Annotated in this window: 10 protein-coding genes; 8 read left to right on the forward strand and 2 right to left on the reverse strand. The window is 70.5% G+C overall.

The annotated features are described in order from the left end of the window. The first annotated feature begins 1 nt into the window (after nt 1). The 7 genes from nuoI (at nt 2) to ACWD6N_RS07410 (ending at nt 8,045) form a co-directional block, all read left to right on the forward strand. A complete protein-coding gene (nuoI, locus tag ACWD6N_RS07380) occupies nt 2-643 on the forward strand; it encodes an NADH-quinone oxidoreductase subunit NuoI (protein ID WP_121655456.1) in 642 nt (213 codons plus the stop codon). After that, nucleotides 640-1,410 carry an NADH-quinone oxidoreductase subunit J gene (locus ACWD6N_RS07385; protein WP_354967328.1) on the forward strand — a complete coding sequence of 257 codons (771 nt, stop codon included), beginning with the start codon at nt 640-642 and terminating at the stop codon, nt 1,408-1,410. The genes nuoI and ACWD6N_RS07385 overlap by 4 nt, the downstream gene beginning before the upstream one ends. Continuing rightward, nucleotides 1,410-1,727, forward strand: a complete 318-nt coding sequence (gene nuoK / locus ACWD6N_RS07390; RefSeq protein ID WP_354967329.1) for an NADH-quinone oxidoreductase subunit NuoK — start codon at nt 1,410-1,412, stop codon at nt 1,725-1,727. Before ACWD6N_RS07385 ends, nuoK begins: the two co-directional genes overlap by 1 nt. A gap of 11 nt (nt 1,728-1,738) precedes the next feature. Next, nucleotides 1,739-3,664, forward strand: coding sequence for an NADH-quinone oxidoreductase subunit L (gene nuoL / locus ACWD6N_RS07395; protein ID WP_354967330.1), 1,926 nt, complete (start codon nt 1,739-1,741; stop codon nt 3,662-3,664). 64 nt (nt 3,665-3,728) lie between these two features. After that, nucleotides 3,729-5,264 carry an NADH-quinone oxidoreductase subunit M gene (locus ACWD6N_RS07400; protein WP_354967331.1) on the forward strand — a complete coding sequence of 512 codons (1,536 nt, stop codon included), beginning with the start codon at nt 3,729-3,731 and terminating at the stop codon, nt 5,262-5,264. Between the two features lie 52 nt (nt 5,265-5,316). Beyond that, nucleotides 5,317-6,870 carry an NADH-quinone oxidoreductase subunit NuoN gene (gene nuoN, locus ACWD6N_RS07405; RefSeq protein WP_354967332.1) on the forward strand — a complete coding sequence of 518 codons (1,554 nt, stop codon included), beginning with the start codon at nt 5,317-5,319 and terminating at the stop codon, nt 6,868-6,870. Nucleotides 6,871-6,971: 101 nt separating this feature from the next. Next, on the forward strand, nt 6,972-8,045 hold the full coding sequence (locus ACWD6N_RS07410) for a polyprenyl synthetase family protein (protein ID WP_354967333.1): 1,074 nt from the start codon (nt 6,972-6,974) through the stop codon (nt 8,043-8,045). Here the strand turns inward: ACWD6N_RS07410 and ACWD6N_RS07415 are convergent. After that, nucleotides 8,021-9,250, reverse strand: a complete 1,230-nt coding sequence (locus tag ACWD6N_RS07415) for an MFS transporter (protein ID WP_354967334.1) — start codon at nt 9,248-9,250, stop codon at nt 8,021-8,023. The genes ACWD6N_RS07410 and ACWD6N_RS07415 overlap by 25 nt on opposite strands. Nucleotides 9,251-9,404: 154 nt before the next feature. Between ACWD6N_RS07415 and ACWD6N_RS07420 the strand changes: the two genes are divergently transcribed. Next, nucleotides 9,405-10,187: an IclR family transcriptional regulator gene (locus tag ACWD6N_RS07420; RefSeq protein ID WP_354967335.1), complete on the forward strand. Its 783-nt coding sequence runs from the start codon at nt 9,405-9,407 to the stop codon at nt 10,185-10,187. Nucleotides 10,188-10,265: 78 nt separating this feature from the next. On the opposite strand, the gene ACWD6N_RS07425 is transcribed toward ACWD6N_RS07420, so the two are convergent. After that, the gene (locus tag ACWD6N_RS07425; RefSeq protein ID WP_450004534.1) at nt 10,266-12,380 is read right to left on the reverse strand and encodes a PhoX family protein; all 2,115 of its coding nucleotides are present in this window, start codon (nt 12,378-12,380) and stop codon (nt 10,266-10,268) included. Between the last annotated feature and the right edge of the window lie 198 nt (nt 12,381-12,578).

Genomic DNA, 12,578 nt, shown 5'->3' on the forward strand with positions numbered 1-12,578 from the left:
CGTGGGCACGATCACCGGAACGTTCAAGGGCTTCGGGGTCACCTTCTCGCACATGTTCAGGAAGGTCGTCACCACCGACTACCCGTTCAAGCCGCCGGTGTCGGCGCCGCGCTATCACGGGCGGCACATCCTCAACCGGCACCCGGACGGGCTGGAGAAGTGCATCGGCTGTGAGCTGTGCGCCTGGGCCTGCCCGGCGGACGCGATCTTCGTCGAGGGTGGCGACAACACCGACGAGCAGCGTTTCTCGCCGGGCGAGCGGTACGCCAGCGTCTACCAGATCAACTACGCCCGGTGCATCTTCTGCGGGCTGTGCATCGAGGCCTGCCCGACCCGTTCGCTCACCATGAGCAACGAGTACGAGCTGGCCCGGGACAACCGGCAGGATCTGATCTTCACCAAGGAGCAGCTGCTCGCGCCGCTGCTCGAAGGCATGGAGCAGCCGCCGCACCCGATGCGTCTGGGCGACAGCGAGAAGGACTACTACGTGGGCGCGTTGGACAACCCGGGCACCTCCGCCGGGGCCGAGACGTCCCCGATGGGCCCCGGCCGCTACCAGGTCGAGGAGCACCCCGGCGTGACGTTCCCGGGCGCCGAGCAGGCGGCCCAGCGAGCCGGCGCGGGCAAGGGAGACGGAGCATGACAACGGAGACGGTGCTCGCCGCGGCGGGTTCGGTGCCCGGCGGCGAGGCGGTCACCTTCTGGATCCTCGCCCCGCTGGCGCTGATCGGGGCGATCGGCATGGTGGCGGCGCGCAACGCCGTGCACTCGGCGCTCTGGCTGGTGCTGACCATGCTCTGTCTGGGCGTGTTCTACGTGCTCCAGGCCGGTCCGTTCATCGGCATGGTGCAGATCATCGTCTACACCGGCGCGATCATGATGCTCTTCCTGTTCGTGCTGATGCTGGTCGGGCGGGACTCCTCGGACTCACTGATCGAGACGCTGCGCGGCCAGCGGGTCGCCGCGATCGTGCTTGGGCTGGGCTTCGCCGGCCTGATCGGCAGCGGCCTCTACCAGGCGCTGGACCAGACCACCGCGGTCGGCCTGGAGCAGGCCAACGCGGAGGGGAACGTGCAAGGCATCGCCCGGCTGCTGTTCACCAAGTACGTCTTCGCGTTCGAGCTGACCTCGGCGCTGCTGATCACCGCCGCGGTCGGCGCCATGGTGCTGGCGCACGTCGAGCGACGTAAGCAGGACAAGATGGACCAGCCGGCCACCATGCGGGCGCGCTTCGCTCCGGGCAGCTATCCCGGTCCCAAGCCGGGCCCCGGAATCTTCGCGACCTCCTCCTCGGTGGCCACCCCGGCCCGGCTGCCCGACGGCCGCCTGACCGACCGCAGCACCCCGGCGATCCTTCCGCAGCGTGAGCTGACCGCCGAGGAGACCACGCTGAAGGGGACGGACAAGTAATGGACGGGTTCTTCTCGGTCGAGCCGAACTACTACCTGGTACTCGCCGCGGTGCTGTTCACCATCGGCGCCGCCGGGGTGCTCGTACGGCGCAACGCGCTCGTGCTGTTCATGTGCGTGGAGCTGATGCTCAACGCGGCCAACCTGACGCTGGTCACCTTCAGCCGGATCAACGGTGACCTCAACGGTCAGATCATGGCGTTCTTCGTGATGGTGGTGGCGGCGGCTGAGGTCGTGGTCGGTCTCGCGATCATCATGTCGATCTTCCGGACTCGACGCTCCGCGAGCGTCGACGACGCCAACCTGCTCAAGTACTAAGGGGCAAGCAAGTGGAAGAGACTGTGCAGTACGCCGGTGCCACGGGCTTGCTCAGCAGCGTCTGGCTGCTCGTGGCGATCCCGCTGGTCAGCGCGGCCATCCTGCTGCTGCTCGGCCGGCGGGCCGACCGCTGGGGGCACTGGTTGGGCGTCGCCGCCATCGGTGCCGCGTTTGTGCTCGGCCTGGCCTCCTTCTTCCAGCTGCGTGGCCTGGAGAACAAGTCGGTCGAGCTGAGCCTCTGGGACTTCATCGCCGTCGGTGATCTGCGGGTCGACTTCGGCCTGCTGTTCGACCCGCTGGCCGCCGTCTTCGTGCTGCTGATCACCGGCGTGGGCTTCCTGATCCACCTGTACGCCGTGGAGTACATGGCGCACGACGCCGGCCGCCGCCGGTTCTTCGCGTACTTCAACCTGTTCGTCGCGGCCATGCTGCTGCTGGTGCTCGGCAACAACTACGTGATGCTGTACTTCGGCTGGGAGGGCGTCGGTCTGGCGTCGTACCTGCTGATCTCCTTCTGGTACGAGCGGCCGAGCGCCGCCACCGCCGGCAAGAAGGCCTTCCTGATGAACCGGGTCGGCGACGCCGGCCTGGCCATCGGCATCTTCATCATGTTCGCCACCCTGGGCACCACCCAGTACGACGAGGTGTTCAACGGCGTCGGCGCGCTGGCCGGTTCGACCGTGCTGGTGCTCGGCCTGCTGCTGCTGCTCGGCGCGACCGGCAAGTCCGGCCAGTTCCCGCTCCAGGCGTGGCTGCCGGACGCGATGGAGGGCCCCACCCCGGTGTCGGCGCTCATCCACGCCGCCACCATGGTCACCGCGGGCGTCTACCTGATCGCCCGGTCCAACCCGATCTTCTCCGCCAACTCGACGCTCCAGCTCGTGGTGGTCAGCGTCGGCGCGCTCACCCTGCTGATCGGCTGCATCATCGGCGCGGCCAAGGACGACATCAAGCGGGTGCTCGCCTGGTCGACGGTGAGCCAGATCGGCTACATGTTCCTCGGCGTCGGCCTGGGCGGCGCGGCGTACGCGCTGGCCATCGTGCACCTGCTGGCGCACGGCTTCTTCAAGGCCAACATGTTCCTGGGCGCCGGCTCGGTCATGCACGGGATGAACGACCAGGTGGACATCCGCCGCTTCGGCGGGCTGTCGAAGTACATGAAGATCACCTGGCTGACCTTCATGATGGGCTGGCTGGCCATCATCGGCATGTTCCCGTTCTCCGGCTTCTTCTCCAAGGAGCCGATCATCGTGGCCGCCTTCGAGCGGTCGGACTGGACCGCCTGGCTCTTCGGCGGGGCTGCTCTGCTGGGCGCCGGGCTGACCGCGTTCTACATGACGCGGCTCTTCGTGCTCACCTTCCACGGCCCGAAGCGCTGGACCGAGGACATCGAACACCCGCACGAGTCACCCGCGCTGATGACCATCCCGCTGGTCCTGCTGGCGGTCGGCTCGGTCGGTGCCGGCTTCCTGCTCGCCACCTCGGTCCCGGACTGGCTGACGGCGACCGCCGGGCTGGGCGCCCACGAGGAGGCGCACGAACCGGTCCTCTCGCACACGGTGATCACGGTGCTCTCACTGCTGGTCACCGTGCTGGGCGCCGGGCTCGCCTGGTTCCTGTTCCGGGCCGGTACGGCCACCGCGCCGCAGCCGGCCGGCGTACTGGTCACCGCCGCCCGGCGCAACCTCTACACCGACACGGTCAACGAGGCGGTCTTCGAGAAGCCGGGCATCTTCCTCACCCGGGCGCTGGTCTTCCTCGACAACCGGGGCGTCGACGGACTGGTCAACGGGCTCGCCGCCGCGGTCGGCGGTGGCTCGGCCCGGCTCCGGCGGCTGCAGACCGGCTTCGTCCGCTCGTACGCCACCTCGATCCTGGCCGGTGCGCTGCTGGTGATGGCGGCGTTCCTGGCGGTGCAGGCCGGGTGGTTGGCGTGATCGACCTCTTTCCGGCCGCCCCCGCCGGCGGACCACGCAGTGACGACGGAGGTAAGGCCGAATAATGTCCAACTTCCCGTTCCTCTCGGTGCTCACCGTGGCGCCGCTGGTCGGCGCCCTGGTGGTGGCGTTCCTGCCGCGCCACCGGCCGGAGCTGGCCAAGCAGGTGGCGTTCGCCTGGTCGCTGCTGGTGCTGGTGCTCTCGGTGGTGATGTGGGTCAGCTTCAACGCCGGCGGTGACCGGTTCCAGTTCCGCGAGTCGTACTCGTGGATCCCGAACTGGGGCGTCAGCTTCACCTTCGCCGCCGACGGCATCGCGCTGGTGATGCTGATGCTGATCGCGGTGCTGGTTCCGCTGGTGATCCTGGCGTCCTGGCACGACGCGGAGTCGTCGAAGCGGTCGGTGCCCGTCTACTTCGCGCTGCTGCTGGTCCTCGAATGCACGATGATCGGCGTCTTCGCCGCCGCCGACGTCTTCCTGTTCTACGTGTTCTTCGAGGTCATGCTGGTGCCGATGTACTTCCTGATCGGCAGCTACGGCGGCCACCAGCGGCAGTACGCGGCGGTGAAGTTCTTCCTCTACTCGCTCGTCGGCGGCCTGTTCATGCTGGCCGCGGTGATCGGGCTGTGGGTGGTCGGCGGGAAGACCTTCGACTGGCAGGCGCTGTCGCAGGTCGACATCAGCACCGGCACCGAGCGTTGGCTGTTCCTCGGCTTCTTCCTCGCGTTCGCCATCAAGGCGCCGTTCTTCCCGTTCCACACGTGGCTGCCGGACGCCGGTGGCGCCGCACCGGCGGGCGCCGCGGCGCTGCTGGTCGGCGTGCTGGACAAGGTCGGCACGTTCGGCATTCTGCGCTACTGCCTGCCGCTGTTCCCCGAGGCGTCGAAGTGGTTCGCGCCGTGGGCGCTGGCGCTGGGCGTGATCGGCATCGTCTACGCCGCGCTGCTGGCGGTCGGCCAGAACGACCTCAAGCGGCTGGTGTCGTACACCTCGATCGCGCACTTCGGGTTCATCGGGGTGGGCATCTTCGCCTTCACCACCCAGGCCGGCACCGGCGCGGTGCTCTACATGCTCAACCACGGTCTGGCCACCGGCCTGCTCTTCCTGGTGGTGGGCATGCTGATTACCCGGCGCGGCTCGGCCCTGATCAGTGACTTCGGTGGTGCCGGCAAGCTGGTTCCGTTGCTCGCCGGGGTGCTCTTCTTCGCCGGTCTCGCCTCGCTCGCGCTGCCCGGCACCGCGCCGTTCATCTCCGAGTTCCTGGTGCTGATCGGCACCTTCACGGTGAACAAGCCGGTCGCGGTCATTGCCACGCTCGGCATCATCCTCGCGGCCGCGTACGTGCTGTGGATGATCCAGCGCACCACCCAGGGCACGCTCAACCCGGCACTGACCGAGGTCGACGGCATGCGTAAGGACCTCAACCTGCGCGAGAAGGTCGTGGTCGCCCCGCTGATCGCGCTGATCGTGCTGCTCGGCTTCTACCCCAAGCCGGTCACTGACGTGATCAACCCCGCCGTCCAGGCGACCATGGACGACATCGGCAGGACCGACCCCGCCCCGTCGGTGGGCGGCACCGTCCAGGAGGCAGGCCGGTGAACGCGAGGAGTGAGCTTGCGAGCCCCGCAGTCGTGAACGAAAGGTCGGCCCAGTGACCGAGTTGAAACTGCCGTCGCTCAACTACGCGGCGCTCGCCCCGATCATGATCATGCTGGGCGTCGCCCTGCTCGGCGTGCTGGTCGAGGCCTTCGTTCCCCGGCGCCTGCGGCACGTCGTGCAGCTGACGCTGGCCCTGCTGGCCGTCCTCGCCGCGCTGACGATGGTCGTCCTCAACGCCGACGACCGGATCATCACCGCCGGTCAGGCCCTCGCGGTGGACGGTCCGACGCTCTTCCTCCAGGGCGCGATCCTGGTGCTGGCTGCGATGGCGCTGCTGCTGATCGGTGACCGCTCGGTGGAGCGCGGCGGGGCGTTCGTCGCCCAGGCCGCGGTGACCGCCGAGTCGGCCGACGACCGGCGGCAGGCCGAGGGGCGCAACGGGCTCACCGAGGTCTACCCGCTCACCACGTTCGCGATCGGCGGCATGCTGATCTTCGTGGCGGCGAACGACCTGCTGACGATGTTCATCGCGCTGGAGGTCTTCTCGCTGCCGCTGTACCTGCTCTGCGCGCTGGCTCGTCGCCGGCGGCTGCTGAGCCAGGAGGCGGCGATGAAGTACTTCCTGCTCGGCGCGTACGCCTCGGCGTTCTTCCTGTTCGGCGTGGCGCTGATCTACGGCTTCACCGCCGGCATCCCGGGTCGGGTGGCCGGGGTCGACTTCGCCACCATCAACGCGGCGGTGACCGAGTCGCCGGCCAGCCCGGTGCTGCTCTTCGCCGGCATGGCGCTGCTCGCCATCGGCCTGCTCTTCAAGGCCGGGGCGGCCCCGTTCCACGTGTGGACGCCGGACGTCTACCAGGGCGCGCCGACCCCGGTCACCGGTTTGATGGCCGCCTGCACCAAGGTCGCCGCGTTCGGCGCGCTGCTGCGTGTCTTCCACGTCGCGTTCGCCGGCGCCGCCTGGGACTTCACTCCGGTGCTCGGCACGGTGGCGGTGCTGACCATGCTGGTCGGCGCGGTGCTCGCGGTCACCCAGACCGACATCAAGCGGCTGCTCGCGTACTCCTCGATCGCCAACGCCGGCTACCTGCTGGTCGGCGTGCTGGCGCCGAGCCGCGAAGGGCTCGCCGGCACCATGTTCTACCTGGTCGCGTACGGCTTCTCGGTGCTGGCCGCGTTCGCGGTGGTGACCCTGGTCCGGGACGACGACGGGGAGGCCACCCACCTGTCCCGCTGGGCCGGGCTGGGACGACGCTCGCCGTTCTTCGCCGGGCTGTTCACGTTCATCCTGCTGGCCTTCGCCGGCATCCCGCTGACCAGCGGCTTCATGAGCAAGTTCGCGGTCTTCGGGGCGGCGCTGGACAGCGGTCACGCCTGGCTGGTGATCGCCGGTGTGCTGACCAGCATGGTGCTGGCCTTCCCGTACCTGCGGGTCGTGGTGATGATGTGGCTGTCCGAGCCGGGCGAGTCCACGCCGACCGTCACCGTGCCCGGCGGCCTCACCTCCGCCGCGCTGATGATCGGCGTGCTGGCCACCCTGGTGCTGGGCATCGCCCCGGCGCCGCTGCTCGACCTGGCCACCGGAGCCGCCGACTTCGTGCGCTGACCAGAGCCTCGGCAATCCGGGGGCCGGCACGCGTTCGCGTGCCGGCCCCCGTGCGTATCCCCCGCCCGGAGCAGGTAGAAGGGGTGTGGCATGGTTGATGCGTGGTGATTCCGGCTGGCCAGCGTTCAGGTGCCACCGGTTCCGGCGGTCGCCGGGGTCGGGCGAGCACGAGTCAGTTCGGCGCGCTCGGCCTCCATCTCGCCGATCCCCGCGTCGAGGCGTCCGTGCTGGGTCTGCTGGACGGGGTCGAGGTCGAGTTGCGGGCCAGTGTGGCCAGCGCCGACCCGTTCGTCACCGAGGCCGCCCGGCACCTCGTCGAGGCCGGCGGGAAGCGGTTCCGGCCGTTGCTGGTGGCGCTGGGCGCCCAGTTCGGCGACCCCACCAGCCCGCGGGTGGTTCCGGCGGCCGTGGTGATGGAGCTCACCCACCTGGCCACGCTCTACCACGACGACGTGATGGACGAGGCGGCCGTGCGCCGGGGCGCGCCGAGCGCGAACTCCCGCTGGACCAACTCGGTGGCCATCCTGGTCGGTGACTACCTCTTCGCCCGGGCCGCGGACATCGCGGCCGACCTGGGCCCGGAAGCGGTCAGGTTGCAGGCGCGGACCTTCGCCCGACTCGTGCACGGCCAGATCGCGGAGACCGTCGGGCCGCGCGCCGGCGACGACCCGGTCGCGCACTACCTGCACGTGATCGCCGAGAAGACGGGCTCCCTGATCGCCACGTCGGCCCGGTTCGGCGGCATGTTCAGCGGTGCCGCCCCGGAGCACGTGGAAGCCCTCGCCGGTTACGGCGAGACGATCGGCGTCGCCTTCCAGCTCTCCGACGACCTGCTGGACATCGCCTCCGAGTCGGTGCAGTCGGGCAAGACGCCCGGCACGGACCTGCGCGAGGGTGTCCCCACACTGCCGGTGCTCTACGCCCGCGCGGCGGACGACTTCGACGCGTCCTCGGTGCGGCTGCGGGAGATCCTGGCCACCGGCCCGCTGACCGACGACGCGCTGCACGCTGAGGCGCTGGGGCTGCTCCGGGAGAGCCCGGCGCTCAAGCGTGCCCGGGAGACCGTGCGCAGCTACGCCGAGGACGCTCGCGCGCGCCTGGCCCCGCTCCCGGCCGGCCCGTCCCGCCGTGCCCTCGAATCGCTCTGCGACTACATCGCCGACCGCACCAGCTGATCTCCGGCTCCGTTCGCCCCGGCGGCGATGCGGCTCAGCAGGCGGCTGCCGACGAGCATCAGAGCGGCGGCGAGCAGCATGGACACCGCCGCCGTGGTCCACATCGTCGGGTAGCCGAGGTGGGCGGCGAGCGGGCCGAGACTCAGTGGGCCGAGACAGCCGCCCGCGTACACCCCGGTCTGGGTGATCGAGGTGGCGGCGGCCGGGGCCTGCGGGTGGAGCCGGACCACCGCGAAGTTCACCAGACCGGGCCAGGCCCAGCCCAGGCCGAAGCCGAGCACCACGCCGGCCACCAGCGGCACCGTGCCGGTCAACGCGAGCAGGCCCAGCCCACCGGCACCGACCACCAGCATCGCGGCGATGAGCGCGATGTGACCGCCGGTGCGGCGGTCGGCCAACCAGCCGGCACCCACCCGGGCCACCACGCAGACCGCGCTGCCCAGGGTCAGCGTGAGACCGGCGAGGGCCGGTGAGAGCCCCCGGGCGGCCGCTGAGTCCACCAGGAAGGTGCCCAGCGCGTTGGCCGCGGCCGCGGCCAGCGCCGCCGCCACACCGATCACCACCAGCGCCACCGTGGCCCGGCCAGCACGTGTGGCGCCTGCCCGCCGGGCGCGGCCGGGCACGTGCCGGGGTACGGCGGGCAGCGTCGTCAGCGCCGCACCGGCGGCGGCCACGAACGCCCAGCGCCAGCCGGCGGTGAGGGCGATGGTGGGCACCGCCGCGCCGGCCAGCAGGGTGGAGACCGGAATGGCCGCCTGCTTGACGCCGAACGACAGCCCCTGCCGGCGGGTCGGGACGTGCTGCGCCAGCACGGCGTTGCTGGCCAACTGACCGAGGGCGTTCGCGGCGGCGCTGAGCGCCAACAGCCCGACCAGCGCCGCATACGACCGGGCGAACACCGCCACGGCGAGCATCGACGCGGCGGCCAGCACGATGCCACAGCGGGCCACCATTGCCGGCCCGTACCGCTCGACCAGGCGACCGGAGGGCACCGAGGCCAGCGCGCTGACCCCGAAGTAGACGGCCACGGCCAGGCCCAGACCGGCCGGCGAGAACCCGAGGTCCGCGCCCATCTGCACGGCGAGGCCGCCGAGCAGGAAGACGGGCAGCACGCAGGCCACGGTGGTGAGGACAGCACCGGCGCCGGCCCGGATCGGGCGGGTGCGGGCGGTGTCGGGATCGGGGGTGAGGGCGGTGTCGGTCATCGTCCGGCAAACCTACGCGAGTCGCGCTCGGACCACTCCCGGTGACCGCCGGTGCACAAGGCGTGGATGGTGATCTGGCATCCTCGACCCGAACAGGCATTTCGCACCGGGCCTGTTTTTCATATGGTGTAAGTCCCCGGCGGCGGAGGTGGTTGTGCGCGACCCCTTGGCAGAACCTTCGGACCTGATCCGCAGCGTGTCCCGAGCGCTGCGGGTGCTGGAGTCGGTCGGTCGCGCCCCGAAGGGCCTGACCGTCAAGCAGATCGCCCGGCGCTGCGAGCTGACCGTGGCCACTACGTACCACCTGGTCCGCACCCTGGCCTACGAGGGCTACGTGATCCGTCGGGAGGACGGCACGTACATCGTGGGGTTGGAGGTGGCCGACCGCTACCGGGAGCTGGTGACCGCGTTCCGGGGGCCGCCGGCGGTCGGTGAGACGCTGCGGCGGGCCGCCGCGGACACCGGCTACAGCCACTACCTGGGCCGTTTCGTCGGTGGCCAGGTCGCCCTCACGGCGGTCGCCGAGGGCCCCCGGTCGCCCTACCTGGAGGACCTGGTCCCCGGCTTCGACGAGGGGGCGCACGCCACCGCCCTCGGCAAGTCCCTGCTCGCCACCCTCACCGCCGAACAGCGCTTCCGCTACCTGCGGGAGTACGGCATGCGTCCGTTCACCACCGCGACGTTGACCAGCACCGAGACGTTCGAGGCCGACCTGGCCGCCGGCGACCGGCGGGGGATGCAGTTGGAGCTGGGCCAGTTCCGCCAGGGGGTGGCCTGCGCGTCCGTGCTGGTCACGCCGGACAAGGACATGGAACGCCGGGTCGTGCTGGCCTGCGCGCTGCCCGCCAGCGAGATGATGACCTCCGCCCGCGTGGTCCGGGCCAAGCTGCTCACGGTGGCCCGCGCCGTCGCCGACGGCATCGCCGCCGACCACTGACCCGGACGCCGAGAGGCCCTCTCCCCGGCTGGGAGAGGGCCTCTCGTGGCGGTCCAGCGCCGGACCGCCGGAGCAACGTCAGCTGCCCACCGGGCCGCCGTCCAGGCGCCAGGTGACCGCCACGCCGGGCTTGGCGTAGTCGCCGTCCGGCCAGTTGGAGGCCGGGTTCTCCACCGAGGCCCCGGTGATCTCACCCGGGTGCTGCACGGCGACGAAGACCGAGCGGTTGTCGCCGGTGATGAACGGGCCGCAGGTCTCCGCGCCGAGCGGCACGGTCAGGAACTGCTTGAGGTGCCCACGCTCCGGGCCCTCCACCGCGGTGGCGAAGAGACCGTCGTTGCTGCCCAGCGCGTTGCCGTCCGTGGAGACCCACAGGTTTCCGGTGGCGTCGAAGGCGATGTTGTCCGGGCAGGAGATCGGGGAGACCCTGGTCTTGTCGTACCCGGCGAAGAACGTCGACGGGTCGGTGGGGTCGCCGCAGACGATCGGCAGCGACCAGGCGAACGTCTCGGCGGTGTTGTCGCCGCGGTCCTCCACCAGCTCCAGGATCTGCCCGTGCTTGTTGGCGTTCCGCGGGTTGGCCTCGTCGGCCTTCGGGCTGCTGCCGACGCCCCGGTTGGTGTTGTTCGTCAACGCCACGTACACCTTGCCGGTGAGCAGGCTCGGCTCGACGTCCTCGGGGCGGTCCATCTTGGTCGCGCCGACCCTGTCGCCGGCGAGCCGGGTGAAGGTGAGAACGTCCGCGGCGGTCATCCCGTCGACGAACGAACGGTTGCCGCTGACCAGCTTGATCCAGCGGCCCCGGCCGTTGAACGCGCCGTCGGCGGGGAGCTTGCCGGAGCCGTCGATCTCGGCCGCGCTGGTCTGGTCCAGCTGCGCCACGTACAGGGTTCCGGACTCCAGCAGCGTCAGGTTGTGCTTGCGGGCAGCCCAGGAGTTGCCCTTCATGAACCTGTTGTCCGAGACGAACTTGTACAGGTAGTCGAACCGCTCGTCGTCGCCCATGTACGCGACCACGTGGCCGTCCCCGGCCACGATCACGTTCGCGCCCTCGTGCTTGAACCGGCCCATCGCGGTGTGCTTGCGCGGGCGGCTCTCCGGGTCGAACGGGTCGATCTCGACGATCCAGCCGAACCGGTGCGCCTCGTTGGGGTGCTTGGCCAGGTCGAAGCGCTCGTCGGCGCGCTCCCATTTGCGGCTGCCGCTGGGGTAGCGGGACGCCGTGCTGATGCCGTAGCGGTCCAGCTTCGGCTTCAGCTCCGCCGGCGCCCCGTCGGCGCCGACGAAGTACTGGTTGAAGTTCTCCTCACCGGAGAGCACGGTGCCCCACGGGGTCACGCCGCCGGCGCAGTTGTTCAGCGTGCCGACAACCGTACGGCCCTTCGGGTCGGCGGCGGTCTTCAGCCAGGCCGAGCCGGCCGCCGGGCCGGTCAGGTCGAACCTGGTGCCGAGCGCGGTGATCCGGCGGTTGTACGGCCGACGGCCGTTGTCGACCGGCTTCCACTGCCCGGTGCCGGCGACCCGCTCGATCTCCAGCACGGACATGCCGTGTGCGGCCATCGCGGTGCGCAGCTGCTCCACCGAGAGCCCGTCCAAACCCGGGAAGCCCGGGAACATGAGGTCCTCGTTGGTGTACTCGTGGTTGACCACGAGCAGCGCCCGGTTGCCGCGCTTGTCCAGCGGCAACACGCCCACGAAGTCGTTGTTGTAGCCGAACTGCCGGGACTGCGCCGCGGCGGTCTGCCGGTGCACGTCGAACTCGGGCGCGCCCGGCACCACCGGGTCACCCCACTTGATGACCACGGCGTGGTCGTACCCGTTCGGCACGACCAGCGTGTCCAACTTGTTCGGCGGGATCGGCTTGAACGTCAGCGCGCCGCTGCCGACACCGGTGCTGGGGCGTCCGAAACCGAACGCCTCCGGGACGTCCGGGATCGCGGGGGCGGCCATGGCGGGCGCCGCGCCGGCCGCCGCACCACCGAAGCCGAGGACCAGCGCGCCGACCGCGCCGGCCCGGACCACGCCGCGCCGTGAGACCTCGGCGTTCACCACATCACCGAAGTACGCGTTGTCGGAGGTGTTCGGGACCGGGTGGTCACAGGCGTTTCCGCAGCGGTAGAGACAGGTCATGGCGTCACGGCTGCCGTGGCGAGTGGCACCCAACAGCGGGAGCAGCCGGGGACGGTCGCTCATGGAAGGAGCCTCCTGGGAAGGTCGGTGGCACGCGGGATCAGTCGATGGCCGGGCGTACCAGCCGGACGCTAGGAGGACGCGGTGAGCGGTCGTCGGCCGCGATGTGAACCAGGCGTGAACACCTCCGCGGGCGCCAACCGCACGTAACCGGTCTGACCTCGGGCTGAACCGATCGGCGTGACCGCACGTATTCACGAG

The organism is Micromonospora sp. NPDC005163, assembly GCF_053599835.1.